Origin of the sequence: Sphingomonas sp. Ag1 (genome assembly GCF_000980895.1) — a bacterium.
GTDB lineage: Bacteria > Pseudomonadota > Alphaproteobacteria > Sphingomonadales > Sphingomonadaceae > Sphingomonas > Sphingomonas panaciterrae.
Genome location: NZ_LAZX01000094.1, coordinates 1114671 through 1133355 on the forward strand (window position 1 = coordinate 1114671; position 18685 = coordinate 1133355).

Consider the following 18685-nt stretch of genomic DNA (forward strand, 5'->3'; position numbering starts at 1 on the left):
ATGATCGAGTCCATCGTCGAAAGCGCGCCGCGCTTCTTCACGCCGGGCGTCGCGCTGTTCCTGCTCGGCGCGCTGTGGCGAACGATCGTGATGACGGCGATCGGCTGCTCGCTCGGCTTTGCGTTCGGCATGGGACTGGCCGTCCTGCGGCGCACCCGCGCGCCGGCGCTGGCGCCCTTGCGGTTCGCCGCGATGCTGGTCGTCGAGACGTTCCGCCGCCTGCCCTTCCTGGTGCTGCTGATCCTGTCGCTGTTCGCAACGCAGATCATCGCGCCGGAGCTGTCGCTGCTCGGCATCGCGACGGTGGCGATCACGCTTTATGCCACCGCCTATCTGTCCGAGATCATCCGCGCCGGCCTCGATTCCGTGCCGCGTACCCAGGTGGAGGGCGCCGAGGCGCTCAACTTCAACGCCTGGCAGGTGTTCTGGCTGGTGGTCCTGCCGCAGAGCTGGCGCATCATCCTGCCGCCCGCCACCGCCTTCATCGTCATGTTCATCAAGGATACCTCGCTCGCCTCGCACCTAGGCGTCGTGGAACTGACCTTTTCGGGCAAGATCCTGGTGAACCGCGGCTTCCCGCCGACTTTGGGCTTCGGCGCGGTCCTGATCCTCTATTTCCTTCTGTCTTGGCCGCTCGGCCTGCTCGCCAAGCGCCTGGAGAACCGCCTTGCACCATCTCGACGTCCGTGACCTTGAAGCCAGCTATGCCGGCAACCCTGTCCTGCGCGGCGTTACCCTGTCCGCCGACAAGGGCGAGGTCGTCAGCCTGATCGGCCCGTCGGGATCGGGCAAGAGCACGCTGCTGCGCGTCCTGATCGGCCTGACGCCGCCGACGGCGGGGGCGGTCTGCATCGGCGGCACAGCGGTCGATTATGCCGACAAGCGCAGCCTGCGCGCGCTGCGCAGCCGAATGTCGATCGTGTTCCAGCAGTTCAACCTGTTCCAGAACATGACCGCGCGGGCCAATGTCGCGATCGCGCCGGTGAAGGTGCACGGCGTGCCCAAGCGCGAGGCGGAGGAGCGCGCAATGGCGCTGCTGGAGAAGGTCGGCCTGGGGCACAAGGGCGACAGCTATCCCGATCAGCTGTCGGGCGGCCAGCAGCAGCGGGTGGCGATCGCCCGGGCGCTGGCGGTCGAGCCGGAGATTCTGCTGCTCGACGAAGTGACCTCAGCGCTTGATCCCGAGCGTGTCGGCGAAGTGCTGGACACGGTTCGCGCGCTGGCGGGGGACGGCATCACCATGCTGCTGGTCAGCCACGAAATGGCGTTCGTACGCGAAATATCGACCCGCGTGGTGATGATGGATGCCGGGCAGGTGGTGGAGACCGGGACGTCGGCGGAGATCTTCACCGCCGCGAAGATGGAGCGGACGCGTGCCTTTGTCGGTGCCGTCATCCGGCACGCGGCCTGAAGGCGTCTAAGGGCGCCGCCATCGGGGGCGCCTTGCCCTGCACCATGCTGGCGATCGCGCGCGCCGCCGCCGGGCCGCCGGTGAAGCCCATCCACGGCACATAGTTCAGGAACACGCCGGGCGCGCCGGGCAGCTCGCCCAGGATCGGCAGCCAGTCATCGGTGCCGTTGACGAAGGCCGCCCAGCTGCGCACCAGTTTCAGCCCGCCGATCGCCGGCACCGCAGCGCGGGCGAGCGACAGGTTCTGCGCCAGGTTTTCGATATCGACCACCGGCCGCCCCTCCGCGTCGAGCCGCGCCGACCAGCCGCCGCCGATCAAGATGCTGCCCGCGCGCGTCTGCTTCATGGTGAGCTTTTCGCCAGCACTGTAAACGAGATGCTTGATCAGCGGCGCGGCCGGCTCGGTCACGCTCACCTGGATCGGGAAGGCCTGAACGCCCAGCGTCACGCCCAGCGACTGCGTCAGCGCGCCGCTGGCCGAGCCGGCGGCGATCACGATCCGATCGGCGGTGTAGCGGCCAGTGTCGGTGGTGACGGTATAGGCCCCCGCCTCGCGCCGGAGCGCCGCTGGGCCGCTGTAGCTGGCGATCTGCGCGCCCGCCGCCTGCGCGGCGCGGGCGAAGGCGGGGGCGACCAACATCGGATTGGCCTTCCCCTCGATCGGGCAAAGCGCGCCGCCGATCAGCGATTCGGAAAGATAGGGTGCGTGTTCGCGCAGCGAACGGCTGTCGAGCAGTTCCATCGGCAGCCCGGCAACCCGCTCAACCTGCGCCTTGGCCGCGATCTCCGCCATCTCCGCCTCGGTCGCGCCGACCAGCAGGCCGCCGCCGAAGCCGATTTCGAGATCGGTGCCAAGCTCCGCCTCCAGCGTGCGCCAGATGTCGAGCGACGCCATGTAGAAGGGGATCGCTTGCGCATAGTTCTGCGCCCATTCCGGGCCGAGATTGCGGAAGGGATCGTGCGGGATCTGGGCGTGAAGGCTCCCGGCATTGGCGCTGCTCGCCAGGCCGCTGAGCCCCGCCTGTTCGACCAGCGTCACGGCAACGCCATCACGCGCCAGATAATAGGCCGTCGCACATCCGGCGATTCCGCCGCCGACCACGATCACCTCGTCCACGCGCATGCTCCCGTTATTAACCAACACCGTAACGTTCCCATCTTGCCACTGCAAAGTTGGGCGCTATGGTTACAAGTGTTCGCTTATCGCATCGCATGACGAAAGCATATCCGTCATGCGTCCCCAGACAGAAAGCAGGTTCATGAAGAAATTCCGCGGTAGCTACACCGTCGCGGTCACGCCGTTCTCGACCGATGGCGCCACCGTCGATGTGGGCGCGCTTCGCTCCTTCCTCGACTGGCAGATCGACTGCGGCGTGCCCGGCATCATCATGCTGGGCACCACGGGCGAGTTCCTGACCATCAGCCGCGAGGAACGCCGCACGATCGTCGAGGAGACGGTGAAGCATGTCGATGGCCGCATGGACGTGCTGGTCGGCACGATGGATGCCTATACGCCCAACGCCGTCGCGCACAGCGCAGAGGCGCAGGCGCTGGGCGCCGATGGCCTGATGATCATCCCGCCTTATTATTACACGCCGACCGACGACGAGATCTTCGCCTATTATCGCGCCATCTGCGACGCGGTCACCGTGCCGATCATGGTGTACAACAATCCGGTGACGTCGAACCGCGACATGAGCGCGGCGCTGATCGCCAGGCTGACGACCGCGTTCGAGCAGGTCCGCTACATCAAGGAGGCGAGCATGGACGTCGCCCGGGTGTACGACATCGTCGAGGAAACCGGCGGGGTGATGAACGTGTTCGCCGGCGAGCGTCCGGTGGAAAGCTTCCTGCTAGGCGCGGTCGGCTATGTGAACCCTTACGGCAATTACCTGCCCTATTCGACGACGCGGATGTGGGAGCTGCTGGAGGAAGGGCGCGTGCGCGATGCCGCCGCGATCCAGCATCTGGTGCACCGCGCCGATCGCATCATCGCGGAGGGCCACCCGACCTATGGCCATCAATGCTATTCCAAGGCGCTGGCCGCTGCGGTCGGCCATCCAGTCGGCGATGTGCGCCAGCCGCTGACGACCTTCGCCAGCCTGGGGGATGAGGGCAAGCAGAAGCTGGCCGCGATCCTCGCGATCTTCGAGGAGATCGACGCGCTGATGAAGGACATTGACGCGCGCAAGACCGACACCGTCGGGACCGCCGCGTGAGCGAGACGCCCGTCCTCTTCACGCCCTTTGCGTGCCGGGGCGTGGCGTTCCGCAACCGCATCATCCTGTCGCCGATGTGCCAATATGTCGCGCAGGACGGGCACGTCACCGACTGGCACCGTGCCCACCATGCGCGGCTCGCGCTGGGGGGCGTGGGCGGCGCGCTGGTCGAGGCGACGGGCGTCACGGCGGACGGGCGCATCACGCCCGGGTGCCTTGGCATCTGGTCCGACGATCATGTCGCCGGGCTGTCGACGATCACCAGGCTGTACCACGATCATGGTGCCGCCGTCGGCATCCAGCTGGCCCATGCCGGCCGCAAAGCGAGCGCAGAGGTGCCGTGGGACGGGGCGCAGCCGATCGACCCGGCGGACCCGCGCGCGTGGCAGAGGGTAGCGCCGAGCGCGCTGCCGTTCCTCGATGGCTGGCCGACGCCGCATGCGCTAAGCGAGGATGAGATTGCCGGCGTCATCGATGCGTTCGCTGCCGCTGCGCAGCGCGCGGTCGCTGCTGGCTTCGATTTCGTCGAGGTGCATGGCGCGCACGGCTATCTGATCCACAGCTTCGTCTCGCCGCTGAGCAACCAGCGGAGCGACAGCTGGGGCGGCGACGAGGCCGGGCGGTTCCGGCTGCCGCTGGAGATCGTGCGGCGGCTGCGCGCCGAGCTGCCCGAGGGCATGCCGATCTTCTATCGCCTGTCGCTGTTCGACGGCGTCGACGGCGGGCTGACGGTCGATGACATGGTGCGGCTGGCAGCGGCGCTGCGCGCGGCGGGGGTCGACGTGGTCGACTGTTCGTCGGGCGGCGTACGCGGCAGCTCGGGCGTGGCCGATGCCCCTCCCTCCCCCGGCTATCTCGTGCCCCATGCAGGGCGCATCCGTGCCGAAGGCGGCGTCGCGAGCATGGCGGTGGGGCTGATCGTCACGCCCGAAATTGCCGAGCAGGCGATCGCGTCGGGCAGTGCCGATCTGGTCGCGATCGGGCGCGAATTGCTGGCCGACAGCAACTTTGCCTATCGCGCCGCGGCCGAGCTGGGGATGGAGCGGCCCAATGCGGTGTTCCCGCGTAACTACGCCTTCTTCCTGGAGCGTCGGCGGTATCGCTGAGATCGCTTAACCGACAAGGAAACGCCCGCGTCGCCCCTGGCAGCGCGGGCGTCTTCGTTTCGTCCCGAGCCCCGCCGGTATTACCGACGGGGCTCCGGCGATCAGCGCATCGTGCGAACCTGATCGTCCTTGCCGGTCATTTCCCAGCGGATCAGCGCGATCGGGATGATACCCGACTGGATGAAGCGATCATGGAATTTGGTCAGATCGAAATCGTCGCCCTTGGCCAGCCGCTCCTCGGCCAGCAATTGTTCGAGCTGAACCTTCCCGAAATAATAGTTCATGCCAAGTCCCGGCTGACGCAGGTAGAGCGCCATGTCGTAGATCGCGGTGTCGTCGGTCTTTTCCATCCAGCGCGGGGTGCGACCGGAGAGTGACTCGAGCGCCTGGTCGAACGTCCATTCATTCGCCTGCGCCAGCAGCTCCGCCTTTAGCCGTGCGCCGCGATTGGCCTGCAGCACATAATGGATCTCACGCGCCTTGGGCCGATCGTCGAGCCAGCCGGACTGGAGCAGCATTTCCTCCAGATAGAAGGCCCAGCCCTCCAGCCGTCCGCTGTCGATGAACCCAAGTCGCTCGTCGCCGCGGATCGGCCGGGTGTCGCGCTTGCGATAGGCGCTGTCGAAGATGTGCCCCGGCAGGTTGTGCGCGCGCAGGCTGCGCGGATCGCGATCCTCCGCCTCGCGGAAGAAGTTGCGGTCGATCGGCGCGTCGAACGGCCCCGGCACCGCGGGGTCCTGGTTGGCGGGCATGACATAGGGGCCCTCGGGCGGCGGCACCGTCAGCCAGTCGGGCACGGTCATGATCCGTCGTTCCTTCAGGAAGCGCAGCAGATCCTCATCCGCCTCACGCCGAAGCGCCTCGAACCCCTCGAGCGACGTCACCGGCGCCGGCATCGGCGTCGCCTTATGCTCATGTTCCTCAAGCGCGAGGAAGGCCATGCTGCGTTCCCATTCGCGTTCGCCCAGCGCCTTCAGCTCGGCGAAGGTCCACGGCATCAGCATGACATTCTTGATGTACCAATCGAAGTCCGCAACGCCGATGCCGGCATGCTGCTTCACCCGCGGCTTTTCGGCGCGCAGCCATGCCGCGAAGTCGCTCGAGGCCTTTTCTGCGGCACGCGCCGGGCCGACCAACTCTGGGTGATGCTTCGCCAGATCGCGCGCCATCCGGCCATAGACGCGCGTCTCAATATCATGGTGCATGATGCCGAGGTCGATCAGGTCGCCGCGCGCATCGGTCAGCGTCAGGCGCGCATTGGCCAGGATCGTCGGCGTTGCCCGCAACTGCGCCGCAAATGTCGCCTTTGCGGCCGCGTCGGTGATCGGCAGCTTGGGCGGGGAAAAAGCGGTCTTCACCTTCGGTCCCCAGCCAAGGTCGAGCGTCGACCACCAGCTTGGGTCGCGCGCCCACGGGCGCAGGACGCGGTGTTCGAAATCGACCCCGCGCATTTCGGCAAGCGCCAGCATCAGGTCGGCGCGCTGCGGGATCGGCCACGCCTTGTCATCAATCGCGCCGATCTGAGCGACCGCACGCTGCGCCGCCTGCTGCCGCGCGGCCATCGCCGCTTCGGACACGTCGGGCACATGGTTGCGGACGGTGAAGTCCACGTTCTTGCGCGCCTGCTGATAGAGCGCGACCAGACCGTCATGCGTGCGCACGCTGCCTGTCGGCGTCGTCATGGATGGCGCGGCCTGAAGCGCCGCGGGAGCCGCGATAGCTGGGGCGAGCGGCACCATCAGCGCCAGCGACGCGCTCATCATTCCCCGGAACATTCTATTCATCAAACCCCTCCCTTGTCCGCCAACCGAAACACGATCACAGTGCGAACGCAAGTTCGCATGGCGCATTTAAGTGAGAAGGATCGGCGATGCAGGATGCCAAGCCGTGGATGATCCCGCAGGACGAGTTACGTTCGCTGATCAACCGCGTACGCGCGGGACGAACGTTGCAGCCCGCATCATGGCCGGACGGGGCGCGCTTCGCCGTCGCGCTGTCGTTCGACTGCGATCATGAATCGTTCGAGATCGGCGCCGGCGGGCGTGCGATCGGGCGCCTCGCCTGGGGCGAGTTCGGGCGAAGGGTGGGCCTGCCGCGCGTGCTGGACGTGCTGCGTCGTCATGACGTGCCGGCAAGCTTCTTCATGCCTGCGCTGTGCGCCATCCTTGATCCGGACGAGACGCGTGGGCTGATCGGCGCGGGTCACGAGGTCGGCATGCATGGCTGGGTGCATGAGAATAACAGCCTGCTCGACGCGGCGACCGAGCGCGAGTTGATGCTGCGCGCGCATGACGTGCTCACCCCGCTGATCGGGTCGCCGCCGGTCGGCTTCCGCTCCGCCAACTGGGACCTGTCACCCAACACGATCGCGATCGTCGCGGAAATGGGGCTGCTGTACGACAGTTCGCTGATGGCGGACGAGGTCCCGTACGAGCTGCTGCTCGACGGGCGGGCCACGGGGGTCGTCGAGATACCGGTCGAATGGCTGCGCGACGATGCCGTCTACATGATGTTCAACCGGACGCCCGCCACCCGCCCGTGGATGACCCCTGACGACGTCTATTCAATCTTCAAACGCGAGCTGGAAGCCGCGGCGGTCGAGGGCAGCGTGTTCCAGCTGGTCATGCACCCCTTCGTCATTGGCTACCGATCGCGCATCTGGATATTGGAGGCGCTGATCGAGGCGGCGAAGGATCTGGGCGGCGCGTGGTTCGCCACCCATGCCGACATCGCGCGCTGGGTGCGCGACGCCGGCGGGCTGGGCGGCCGGGGCGAATAGCCACCGGCTGCCCTTCATCGGTTACGGCTTGATCCCCAGCTTTTCGAGTTCGTCGGTCTTGCCCAGCATTTCCCAGCGGATCAGCGACAGCGGGATCATCCCGTGGCGGTTCAGGCCGTCGAAGAATTCGCGCGGACGGAATTGCTGGCCGCGATCCTCCGCCATTTCGGTCAGCAGCCGCTCGACCATCGCCTTGCCGGTGATGTAGCTGGGGCCGTAGCCCGGCAGCCGCAGGTACATCTGCTGTTCAAAGCCGAGCAGCGGCAGCGTCGGCGACATATAGCCGTTGGGCGTGCGCGCGACCTGCATGTCCATCGCCGCCTTCAGGTCGATCATGTTGGCCTGCGCATACAGCGAGGCGAGGCCACGCGCGGCGCGCTGCGCCTGCATGATCCACACGAATTCGCGCGACCGAGGCTCATCGTCGAACAGCCCGGCGTGGAGCATCAGTTCCTCGACCGCAGTCGCCATGCCTTCCGAGCGGTTGAGCCACACATTGTACAGCAGGGGCCCGCGGCGCACCTCGCTCGGGTGCGGATCGGCCTGCATCATGCGCAGGTCCCACCAGTGATAATAATGCGTCCACAGCGTCATCGGCGCGCGGTGCATCACGATGTGGAAGAAGTTCTGCTTTTCCGGCGGGACATAGCTGCCCACCCGCTTCATCAGCTCCGGTTCCATATAGTCCCGGATGGTCAGGATGTCCTTGTCCTTCAGGAACTGCATGTACTTGCGCACCGATGCGGCGGCGAGCGCGTCATATTCCTGCGGGGTGGAGGCGCCGACCAGCTGCGGCAGGTTGCGATTGCGCTGTTCCTCCATGCGCAAGGCGGCGTGCGAGCGATCCAGCTCGCGCTGCATGATCGCGACCTCGTCGGCCCAGGTGAGCGTCGACAGCTGAACGTTCTTCAGGAACCAGTTGTAATTCTCGATGCCAACGCCCGACGGGCCGGTCTTGCGCGGCGCCTCGGCCTTCACCCAGGCGATGAAGCTGCGCGTGGCGGTCGCGGCATCGCTGACGGCGCGCACCAGCTTCGGATCGCCGCCGGCAACCTTGCGCTGAAGGTCGTCGAGCGCCTCCTGCTGGCCGCCCAGCGTGACGAGGCTCGCGGTCCACAGGTCGCGGGCGTTGCCGGTCAGGTTGACGCGCGCCTGGCGCAGCAGCTCGGGGATATGCGCCAGCTCGCCCGCCAACTTCTTCGACGCGGCGGCATCGAGCGGGAAGCTGTAGGTCCATAGTTCGACCGGCATCGGGTGGACCGGGCCTTCGTGCGCGGGCGTATCGCTCTGCGCCGCCCAGACGGAAAGGTACCAGGCGGGGTCACGTTCCCACGGCTTCGCGACGCGCAGGTCGAAATCGAGGCCGTTCATCTCCGCGCGGATGATCTCGCGATCGACCTTCTGCGACACGGTCCAGCCGGTGGTGGGCAGCGCGTCGAGCCGGGCACGAAGCTGCTTCAGCCCCGCCGCCTGCCGCGCCAGCGCGGGGGCGCTGTAATCCGTCGCGCCGTTCTTCACCTCGCCAAGCTGCAGCGTGCGCCAGTCGCGGAACACGCTCTCCAGCGTGTCGTGCCGTACCTGCGCCGCCAGCGGGGTCGGCACGGCGAGCGCCGCCATCGTCCCCATCATCGCCGCCGCCAGCAACAAACCATGTTTCATCTACCATCCCCTTCCCGCGCGGTACCGGGCACCCGCCGGTCATCCATCAGGCGCACCGGCATCTTGCCTTTGCCGGCCATGACACAGCAGCAGTGGTCACACCAGACACTATGTGCGCACAGCGGCTATGTGTTCGCCTGATGATATCTTTCTTGACAGTTCGGATGCCCCCACACGATAGTACGCACAGAGAGCAGGATGTTCGCTGAGCGACCACGGTTGGATCGGCGCCCGGACCTGCCGACGTGCACACTGCGCGAAGCAACAAGATGCTAAAAGGAGTCGATGCCATGTCCTTGAAACGCCGGCCAATGACGCTGGTGATCGCTGCCGCACTGGTGACGACCGCGGTGCCGGGCATTGCCGTTGCTCAGGGCGGAACGACGCTCGCCGCGGCATCCACCACCGCACGCCCGCCCTCGGGCCAAGGCAGCTACCAGGACCTGCTGCGGACCTGGGGTGAGTTCCTGGAATGGCGCACCGCGCAGGCCAAGAGCAGGGATTTCACCCCCGTCGCGACCAAGGCAAGGCGTGCGCAAGTGGGGGGCTACCTCAGCGCGATGGAGAATATGAACGTCGCCGGCTGGGAGCGGGCGCAGCAGGTCGACTGGCTCGCCGCGCGCGCCAAGATGAACGAGGAGGATTTCCTCCTGCGCGTCTCGAAGCCGTGGGAGCGTGATCCCGGTTTCTACGTCGACCAGATGCTGCGCGTGTCGTTCACCGAACTGCCCGCCAAGGGCGCCGCGCTGATCACGCTGCGCGGCCAGCTGCGGGAGATGCCGGCGATCGTAGCGCGCGCCAAGGCAACGCTGCGCAACGTGCCCGGCGACTATGCCGACCTGGCGCTGCACAACCTGACCAACGCCGATGGCGTCGGCCATGGCCATCCGTATCGCGAGGTGCCGCCCGCCGGCATCATCGGCTGGTTCGACGATCTGGAAGCGCGTGCGAAAACCACGCAGCCGGCGATCCTCCCCGACATTCGCGCCGCGCGCGCCGCCGCGGCGGACCTTCGCACGTGGCTGGAAGCGGAGCGGCCGAAGATGACCGCGCCGGCCGGCGTCGGCGAGGCGAATTTCAACTGGTATGTAAAGAACGTGAAGCTGCTGCCGTACAATACGGACCAGCTGCGCACGATCGGCAACCGCGAGACCGAGCGACTGTGGGGCATGCATGCGCTGGAGAAGCATCGGAACCGCAACCTGCCCGAGCTGCCGCTGCCGGCGAGCGAGGCGGACTATGAAAAGCGCAAGGCCGACACGCTGCGCGACATCCACGCCTTCCTGAAGGACGAGGAGATCATCACCGTCCCGGCGGACATCGGCTATCTCTATGTCAACGTTCCGTGGATCGTGCGGCCGAACGGGCCGAATTTCTGGGAGCAGATCCAGTATCGCGATCCCAGCCCCGACCTGTTCCACGCCACCATCCCCGGCCACGCCTTTGACGGGCAGATGGACAAGCGCGACACCCACCCGATCCGCAGCAAGATCGACGATGGCGTGCGGACCGAAGGCTGGGGCACGTATCTGGAGGAAGCGGCCCAGCGGCTCGGCTTCTTCGACAAGGATCGCGCGCGCACGCGTGAGCTGATCGACCTGTTCGGCATCTTCCGCGCGGTACGCGTCGCCGGCGACCTCGACCTGCAGCTCAACCGCGCCAATGTCTCGCAGGTCGTGGCCGAGTGGCAGAAATATACGCCTTGGCTCGATGCGGACGTGGCGCGTGTCGACGCCGAAATCTACCTGCGGCGGCCGCCCGGCTACGGCCTGGGCTATACGATCGGCATGGTCGAGATGCAGAAATTGCTGGGTGACGTTCGCCGGCACCAGGGCGACAAGTTCGTCCTCCGCGATTTCCACGATCGCATGATGACGATCGGCCGCATACCCTTGTCGCTGATCCGATTCGAGATGACCGGCAACGACGACGAAGTGTCCACTTTCTGGCGACGCGACCCTCTCCCCGGAGGGGCGTAGTCGGAAACGGCCGCCATCGCTCCCCAGCGATGGCGGCACCTTTCCCCGGTGTCATCATGCATGTTCCCGCGCCGGGGGAACCCAGAAACTCAGGGGTGCTGACCGGCCATGGTCGGCCCCCTTTTTTTCGTCCCGGCCGCGGGCCGGACGTGATGTGTCATTTGTGACTTGTTAAATCGGCGGGTCAAGCACTTAACTGGCGACAAGCACAAAAAAGGCGCGGAGCATCAGCCCCCGCGCCCTTTTCCGTTGCCTGATGTGGTTGTTCAGATCGCTTGCGTGCCGATCCATTCCTCGATCCGCTGTTCCAGCACGCCGAGCGGCATGATGCCCGACAACAGCCCCGCATCATGGAAGGCGCGGATGTCGAAGCGCGCGCCGAGCCGGCGACGTGCGTCCTCCCGCAGGCGGATCCATTCGCGCTGGCCGATCTTGTAGCTCGGCGCCTGCCCCGGGATCAGGCAATAGCGATCGACCTCCGACGTAACGGAATCGCGGCTGCTGCCCGTGGCCGCGACCATATAATCGACCGCTTTCTCACGGCTCCAGCGATGGTGGTTGAGCCCGCTGTCGACCACCAGGCGCGCCGCGCGGAACAATTCGCTCTGCAAATAGCCGAGGCGACCAAGCGGATCTTTCTCGAACACGCCCATCTCGTCGGCGACGGTCTGCGCGTAGAGTGCCCAGCCCTCGACATAGGCGCTGCATTCCATCGTCCGGCGCCACATCGGGATGCTTTCATTCTCCTGCGAGAGCGAAATCTGCATGTGGTGGCCCGGAACGGCCTCGTGATGGGTGAGCGTGGCCAGTCCGACGATGGAGCGATCCTCCATCTCGCGCATGTTGATGAAATAGGAGCCCGGCACGCTGCCGTCGATGCTGCCGCGGCTGTAATAGCCGCCTGCCTTGCCGGCCTCGATCGCCTGCGGGATCCGCTTGGCGACAACCGATGCGCGTGGCCGGGTGCGGAAATAGCGCGGCAGCAGCGCGCTGATCTCCTCGATTTGGCGCGTGGCATCGACCAGCATCTTCTCCCGGCCGGCGTCCGAATTCTCGTACACGCCGTTCATGTCGATCGCCATCGCGTGGATGCGCTGGCCCAGGGTGCCTCGGGTATAGCCGCCCGGTTTCAGGATCGCCTCGATATCGGCGGTGTTCTGCGCCACCATCTCCAGGCCAAGGCGGTGGATCTCGTCACCGCTGAAGGCCTTGGTGTTGAAGAGGCGGATGCCCCAATCGTAATAGGCCTCGCCATCCGGCAGGCGCCACGCGCCGGCATCGTGATTGGCGGTCTGTCGCTGGCGTTGCAGCTCAGCAATCTGGCGGTCGAGCGCGGGATAGACGCGCTTCTCGACCAGCTCGGTCGATCGCTTCGCCCAGTCCCCCGTTACGCCGCGCGCAGTCGCCCGCCGCGCCACCGACGTGGCGAGCATCGATTGCGCCGCGGGCACGCCGCGCAGCAGCGAAATCTGCCTGATGCACGTATCGAGGATGAAATCGGGGGCCGACGCACCATTGGAGGCGTCGCGCCGCGAGCGTTCGGTGTCCTGATCCAGCACCGTCGCGAAGGCATCCAGGCGGCTGAGATAAGCCTCGGCGTCCTCCGCCGTCTCGACCCGGTGAGCGGTGTCGAGGAAGTCGGGGATGTTGTTGTACGTGCCATCGAGCTGGTTGACGGCATAGGCGCGCGGGTAACCCGGCTCGCCATATTTGAACCGGTCATACCCCTCGAGGGTGATGTCGGCGTAGAATTTCATCGATCGATGATTGACCAGGTCGATCCCGGCCAGCTTCGTCGTGTCGATCTGCGCCAGCTCCGTGCGGGCACGCCGCAGCGTGTCCATCGAGCGGGCGAACGCGCCCTCCGACCGGTCGTTCAGCAGGCGCCGTGCCGCGGCATGTTCCGCGCCGCGGTCCAGCCCGAGCGAGGTCAGCCGCTGCGGCGACGACGCGATCTCTTCGCGCCACACACGGGCATAAAGAGCATCGAGCCGCGCCGCCGTGGCAGGATCGGATCGGGGAGCCCCCTTCCCGGCGCGGGCCATGGCCCCGCCGGGAAGTGCGGCGACTGCGGCACACGCAACGCCGGATTTCAGAAGGCTCCGCCGATCCATCATCTTACTGCTTCCTTGCCTCAGAACTTCGCGACAGCGCCGATCCGGAACATGCGGCCCAGGCCGTCATAGGTGCCCGGATAGGTATTCGCGGTGGCGCCGAGGCCGCCCACGTCGTTGCCGAACACCTGCGGCTGGCGATCGAACAGGTTCGAGATGCCTGCCGTGAGCGTGAAGGCTTCCGACACGTTGAGCGAGGTATCGAGGTCGAAGTAGTTCGCCGCACGCAGGCTGGTGACCGGCGACGGACGCGTATCGGTGCCGAGCGCGAAGCGATCGAGCTCCACCTTGCCGATGTGGCGCCAGCGCAGCGACACGATCGTGCCGCCATTTTCGTACGCGAGACGGCTGGTCGACTTGAACTGCGGAATCAGGCCGTTGCAGATCGCGCCGAACCGGCCCGAGCATTCATAGGCCGGCAGCCCTTCGCCGCCCTGACGGATGAAGCTGTCGACATAAGTCGCGTTGCCGCCGAAGCGGACCTGGCCCGAGCCGATCGGCACCGAATAGTTGACGGCAAAGTCGAAGCCCTTGGTCTCGATCCGGCCGGTGTTGACGAGCGTGGCGTAAACGCCGGTCTCATTGCCACCGAACAGCGAACCGTTGATCGGATCGCGCAGGATCGACTGACAGAACACCGAATTGATGTTCTGCGTGTTGAAATAGCAGGCGTTGAGCGCGTTCTGTGCGCCGCCCGCCAGCGATTCAATCGCATCGACGATCTTCAGGCTGTAATAATCGACTGAGACGACGAGCCGCGGGATGAACGACGGCTGGAAGATCGCGCCGATCGTATAGGTGTCCGACTTCTCGACGTTCAGGTTCGGGTTACCGCCCGTGAAGCCCTGGAACTGGCCGGCCGGGGGCAGCGGCACGGCGCCATAGCGGCCGCCGGGGACGCCGGTCGCCTCGCACAAAGACTGGCTGGCAGTCGGGCTGATGCCCGCGCACGGATCGATGCCGGTGACGGCTGTTTCGACGCGCGGCTGGAACAACTCGTTGATGTTCGGGGCACGAACCGCGCGCTGGTACAGGCCGCGGAAGCGAATGTCGCGGACCGGGGCCCAGTCACCGCCTGCCTTGAAGGTGTGGACCGTGCCGGCGGCCGTCGAATAGTCCGAGATGCGATAGCCGCCTTCGAACGACAGCGCCTCAAAGAAGGGGCGCGATTCGATCAGCGGGATGCGGATTTCGCCAAAGGCTTCCTTCACGTTGAAGTTACCGATGACGGTCGCCGCGGTGCCGAAGCCGGCCGACCGGCCTGCCTCGTAATTGGCGTCGGGGCGATAGCTCGACCCTTCCTCGCGATATTCGACACCGAAGGCGAGGCCGATCGGATTGTCGGCGAACGGCGAGCGGATGTTGCCGAGGTCACCCGACAGCGTACCGCCGGCGACCGTCTGACGGGTCATCGCCTGGACCTGAAGGTCGAGCGAGATGAAGTCGAGCGCGGCCTGGCTCACCGACGAGGGATCGTTGGTGAAGATGTTGAGCGGGACGCAGCCGCCGGTCGGATCGATGCACTGCGGCGTGCCGTTGACGTCACGCACCAGCAGCGCCTGCTGAATGAGGCCAAGGTTGGCGTCGCCGGTCAGCTGGGTGTTGAGGTCAGTGCGCGAATGCTGGGCGAATACTTCCCAGTTCCAGCCGCCCACCTTGCCGCGCAGGCCGCCCTGCACCTGGAAGGCGTTGCGGGTGAATTCGGAGAAGCGCGGCGCGGCGAAGCGATAGCCGATCTGCGTGCGCAGATTGCCGTTGGCGTCGACACCGCCGGCACCCGCCTCGACCCGCAGCGCCGCGACGGTCGCCGGCGCAAGGAACGGATTGTCCGGATTGAGGCCGAAGGAGGCGAAGAAGGTGCCGCTCGGCGCAAGCTGCGTGGAGACGCGGTTGTGCGCAAAGGTGAAGCGGCCGAACGCCTCAATATCGTCGGTCACGTCATAGCGGACGTTCGCACCGCCCAGCCAGCGCTCCTGCGGGACCTGCAAATAGTTGACCGGATTGGTGTTGTAGAAGCTCGCCTCGCCGTTGAGCGTGCCGCCGGGACCGAACGAGACGGTGCCGTCGCCATCGGCGTCGATGCCGCGGTTACCCGGGGCCGACAGCACGATGTTCGCGGGGAAGGAAGTGGTGGAGCCGGCGCGGATCAGGCTGGTGCGGTCGCGGCTCGGCTGCAGTGCGTAGCGCGAGAATTCGCGCTGGCCCTGGAAGATCGGCTCACGCTTCGTATAGCCGCCCCACATGGTCATGTGGCCGCGACCGTCGGCGAATTCGCCGCCGACCGTCAGGTTTGCGTCGAACAGATGCCCGTCGCCACGCTCGGTGATCTGCGAGGTCAGGCCAAGCTGCGCCCCCTCGAAGCGGTCGTTGAAGATGAAGTTGACGACGCCAGCCAGCGCGTCCGAGCCGTACACGGCCGATGCGCCGCCGGTGACGACTTCGACCCGCTTCAGCAGGGCGACCGGGATGGTGTTAAGATCGACCACGCCGGTGTTGCCCGACGGCATCCAGCGCTTGCCATCGACGAGGACGAGCGTGCGGATATCGCCAACGCCGCGCAGGTTGACGGTCGTCGTACCGTTGCTGCCGTTGTTGTTGGTGCTGCTGGTGCCAGGCGTCGCCTGCGGAATTTCGACCAGCGAATCCTCAACGTTGACAGTGCCCTGAAGCGCGAGTTCCTGCGAATCCGTGGTGTTGATCGGGCTGTTCGACAGGAGGTTCGGCACGGCGATGCGCGAGCCGGTCACCACGATATCGCCGCCGCCATTGTCCGCGGCGGGCTGGCCCGCCAGTTCACCGCCCACGTCCTGCGCGGCCGCCGGAATCGACACAAACAGCGCAGCAGTGGTCAACAGGATACGCCTGGCTGCGGAAGCCCTAGTCATCAACAAACCCCTTTGCTCTTTTCGTTCGCAAGGCGCAGTTTTGTTCGTAGAGCGCACTTGTCGTCAAGCATTTTCCTGCGTAGTTCGAACGCGGGGCACAACAAATTTGCGATTTCCTCGCACTTCGTGGAACTTTTTGGAGGGATCTGATGCGCTTAGTTCGGGCTGCAACAGCCGGCGTTTTTTTGTTGGCATGCAGCGGGACGGCTGCCGCCCAGCCTAACGAAGCCGCCTACAAGGACGCGCTGAGCCTGCGTGAGCGCACGATGTACCTGACCGATGGGGTGGCGGATGCGGCCGTCTGGTCAAACGACGGCAGCCACTTCCACTATCGTCGGACCGAAAAGGACGGTTTTCGCTTCATCAGTGTTCGCTTGGCGGACAGGGAGAAGCGCGACGCGTTCGATCATGCGCGTCTTGGCGGTGCGATCGGCAAGATCACTGGCGACACCTATCGCGCCGATCGCCTGCCGTTCAGCGAGTTCGCGCTCTCACCCGACGATCGCGCGATCCTGATCGCGGTTGGTGACCGGCGGCTCACCTGCGCGCTCGACACCTATGTCTGTCGCCCCACCTCGACCGCGCCGGGTCGTCCCAAGGCGATCGGCGTGCTGCGTGACCTCAGCGTGCCGGCCGACAACACGCCGCGCGTGTCACCGGATGGCCGCTACGTCGCGATGGTTGAGGGCGACAATCTGGTGGTGCGCGCAACGGCCGACGGACGCGAGCTGGTCCGCAGCGGCGACGGCTCACCGGGCAATTTCTACGATCCGGAAACGATCACCTGGTCGCCGGATTCCGCGCGCCTCGTCATCAACCGCGTGCGCCCGGGGCATCGCCGCGAGATCTATCGCGTGGCGAGCTCGCCCACCGACCAGCTCGAACCCAAGCTGATCACCCAGCTGTACCCGAAGCCCGGCGACGTGATCGATATCGATCGCCCCATCCTGTTCGATGTCGCTGCCGCCAAGCAGATCGACGTCGACCCGGCATTGTTCGACAATCCCTATCAGCTGGGCAAGGTGACGTGGCGCAAGGATTCCGCCAGCTTCGCCTTCACCTACAATCAGCGCGGTCATGCGGTGTACCGGCTGATCGAGGTGGATGCGCGTACCGGCAAGCCGCGCGAGGTGATGGCGGAGAAGTCCGACACCTTCGTCTATGCGCCCCGCATGGACCATCGCGATGTCGATGGCACCGGGCGCGAGATCATCTGGATGTCGGAGCGCGACGGCTGGAACCACCTCTACCTGGTCGACGGGCGCGGGGGCAGGATCCGCAACCAGATCACCAAGGGTGACTGGGTGGTGCGCCGCATCGTCAGCGTCGACCCCGCGACCCGCACGATCATCTTCACCGCCAATGGCCGCGAGGGCGGCGATCCATATCTCCAGCATTTCTACCGCATCGGCTTCGACGGCCGCGGCCTGACGCGGCTGACGCAGGCGGACGCGTTCCACGATGTCGTCTTCTCGCCGGACGGGCAGCATTATGTCGACATCTATTCGCGCACCGACATGCCGCCGGTCGCCGAGCTGCGCCGCACCGCCGACGCCTCGCTGGTGGACACGATCGAGAAAGCCGACATCTCGCGCCTGCTCGCCGCTGGCTGGAAGGCGCCGGAGACGTTCGTCGCCAAGGGCCGTGACGGGAAGACCGACATCTGGGGCGTGATCGTCCGCCCGGCCGATTTCGACCCGACCAAGAAATATCCGGTGATCGAGAACATTTACGGCGCCGGCTTCGACGCCTTCGTGCCGAAGAAATGGTGGCCGTTCGGCTTCCACGCCGGCGGCGACGAAGTGGTCGGCATGCAGGCCCAGGCGAACCTCGGCTTCATCGTCGTCCAGATCGACGGCATGGGCACGCTGCACCGGTCAAAGGCGTTCCATGACGTGACGTGGAAGAATGTCGGCGAAGGCGGCGCGCCCGATCGCATCCTGTGGCACCGCGCCGCCGCGGCCAAGTACAGCTATTATGATGCCGATCGCGTGGGCCTGTACGGCGGCTCGCTGGGCGGGCAGAACGCGCTGGGCGGCCTGCTGTTCTTCCCCGATTTCTACAAGGCGGCGGTGGCGTACAACGGCTGCCACGACAACCGCATGGACAAGGTCAGCTGGAACGAACAGTGGATGGGCTGGCCGATCGACGAAAGCTATTCGCGGTCGTCCAACGTCGACAATGCCTGGCGCCTGAAGGGCGACCTGCTGCTGATCTCCGGCGAGCTCGACATGAATGTCGATCCGGCGGTGACGATGCAGGTGGCCGATCGCCTGATCAAGGCGGGCAAGGATTTCGACCTGCTGGTGGTACCGGGCGCCGATCACGGCGTGGGCCGGTCGGAGGAGCCGATGGAGTACGTGCTGCGTCGCCAGTACAGCTTCTTCGTGCGCACGCTGCGCGGGGAAAGCACGCCCAAATTCAACCGGAGCGATGCCACGCCGCCGGCACGCGCCGCGCTGACAAGCGCGAACTGATCGATCGGGAGGCGAGCGGACCGGCGTACTTCGCCGGCCGCTCGTCCTCCTGCCCC

12 protein-coding genes are annotated in these 18685 nt (G+C 66.1%); 7 read left to right on the forward strand and 5 right to left on the reverse strand.

Going from position 1 to position 18685, the window contains the following annotated elements; all coding sequences use genetic code 11:
* Positions 1–690 (forward strand): amino acid ABC transporter permease, encoded by a 690-nt coding sequence (locus tag XM50_RS18220; protein ID WP_046411442.1) that lies wholly within the window; start codon positions 1–3, stop codon positions 688–690.
* Complete coding sequence (locus XM50_RS18225; protein WP_046411444.1) at positions 668–1411, forward strand: amino acid ABC transporter ATP-binding protein; 744 nt, start codon at positions 668–670, stop codon at positions 1409–1411. The genes XM50_RS18220 and XM50_RS18225 overlap by 23 nt, the downstream gene beginning before the upstream one ends.
* Here the strand turns inward: XM50_RS18225 and XM50_RS18230 are convergent.
* A complete protein-coding gene (locus tag XM50_RS18230; protein ID WP_197075590.1) occupies positions 1392–2528 on the reverse strand; it encodes an NAD(P)/FAD-dependent oxidoreductase in 1137 nt (378 codons plus the stop codon). The genes XM50_RS18225 and XM50_RS18230 overlap by 20 nt on opposite strands.
* 142 nt (positions 2529–2670) lie before the next feature.
* On the opposite strand from XM50_RS18230, the gene XM50_RS18235 reads away from it, so the two are divergent.
* Positions 2671–3630: a dihydrodipicolinate synthase family protein gene (locus XM50_RS18235; protein WP_052742649.1), complete on the forward strand. Its 960-nt coding sequence runs from the start codon at positions 2671–2673 to the stop codon at positions 3628–3630.
* Positions 3627–4736 (forward strand): NADH:flavin oxidoreductase/NADH oxidase, encoded by a 1110-nt coding sequence (locus XM50_RS18240; RefSeq protein ID WP_046411447.1) that lies wholly within the window; start codon positions 3627–3629, stop codon positions 4734–4736. Before XM50_RS18235 ends, XM50_RS18240 begins: the two co-directional genes overlap by 4 nt.
* A 101-nt stretch (positions 4737–4837) precedes the next feature.
* On the opposite strand, the gene XM50_RS18245 is transcribed toward XM50_RS18240, so the two are convergent.
* Positions 4838–6520, reverse strand: coding sequence for a DUF885 family protein (locus tag XM50_RS18245; protein ID WP_197075591.1), 1683 nt, complete (start codon positions 6518–6520; stop codon positions 4838–4840).
* Positions 6521–6606: 86 nt separating this feature from the next.
* On the opposite strand from XM50_RS18245, the gene XM50_RS18250 reads away from it, so the two are divergent.
* A complete protein-coding gene (locus XM50_RS18250; RefSeq protein WP_046411452.1) occupies positions 6607–7515 on the forward strand; it encodes a polysaccharide deacetylase family protein in 909 nt (302 codons plus the stop codon).
* Between the two features lie 21 nt (positions 7516–7536).
* On the opposite strand, the gene XM50_RS18255 is transcribed toward XM50_RS18250, so the two are convergent.
* On the reverse strand, positions 7537–9174 hold the full coding sequence (locus XM50_RS18255; RefSeq protein WP_052742650.1) for a DUF885 family protein: 1638 nt from the start codon (positions 9172–9174) through the stop codon (positions 7537–7539).
* 290 nt (positions 9175–9464) lie between these two features.
* Between XM50_RS18255 and XM50_RS18260 the strand changes: the two genes are divergently transcribed.
* On the forward strand, positions 9465–11153 hold the full coding sequence (locus XM50_RS18260) for a DUF885 family protein (protein WP_156167298.1): 1689 nt from the start codon (positions 9465–9467) through the stop codon (positions 11151–11153).
* A 266-nt stretch (positions 11154–11419) separates the two neighbouring features.
* Here the strand turns inward: XM50_RS18260 and XM50_RS18265 are convergent, their stop codons facing one another.
* On the reverse strand, positions 11420–13198 hold the full coding sequence (locus XM50_RS18265) for a DUF885 domain-containing protein (RefSeq protein ID WP_197075592.1): 1779 nt from the start codon (positions 13196–13198) through the stop codon (positions 11420–11422).
* Positions 13199–13287: 89 nt separating this feature from the next.
* Positions 13288–16119, reverse strand: coding sequence for a TonB-dependent receptor plug domain-containing protein (locus XM50_RS18270; protein WP_052742652.1), 2832 nt, complete (start codon positions 16117–16119; stop codon positions 13288–13290).
* Between the two features lie 299 nt (positions 16120–16418).
* Between XM50_RS18270 and XM50_RS18275 the strand changes: the two genes are divergently transcribed.
* Positions 16419–18629, forward strand: a complete 2211-nt coding sequence (locus tag XM50_RS18275; RefSeq protein WP_197075603.1) for a DPP IV N-terminal domain-containing protein — start codon at positions 16419–16421, stop codon at positions 18627–18629.
* The last annotated feature ends 56 nt before the right edge of the window (positions 18630–18685 follow it).

Excerpts from the sequence above, each read along its gene's own strand:
- XM50_RS18220 (WP_046411442.1), top strand. The coding sequence starts at position 1 with ATGATCGAGTCCATCGTCGAAAGCGCGCCGCGCTTCTTCACGCCGGGC.
- XM50_RS18235 (WP_052742649.1), top strand. The coding sequence starts at position 2,671 with ATGAAGAAATTCCGCGGTAGCTACACCGTCGCGGTCACGCCGTTCTCG.
- XM50_RS18245 (WP_197075591.1), bottom strand. The coding sequence starts at position 6,520 with ATGAATAGAATGTTCCGGGGAATGATGAGCGCGTCGCTGGCGCTGATG.
- XM50_RS18250 (WP_046411452.1), top strand. The coding sequence starts at position 6,607 with ATGCAGGATGCCAAGCCGTGGATGATCCCGCAGGACGAGTTACGTTCG.
- XM50_RS18255 (WP_052742650.1), bottom strand. The coding sequence starts at position 9,174 with ATGAAACATGGTTTGTTGCTGGCGGCGGCGATGATGGGGACGATGGCG.
- XM50_RS18260 (WP_156167298.1), top strand. The coding sequence starts at position 9,465 with ATGTCCTTGAAACGCCGGCCAATGACGCTGGTGATCGCTGCCGCACTG.
- XM50_RS18265 (WP_197075592.1), bottom strand. The coding sequence starts at position 13,198 with ATGGCCCGCGCCGGGAAGGGGGCTCCCCGATCCGATCCTGCCACGGCG.
- XM50_RS18275 (WP_197075603.1), top strand. The coding sequence starts at position 16,419 with ATGTACCTGACCGATGGGGTGGCGGATGCGGCCGTCTGGTCAAACGAC.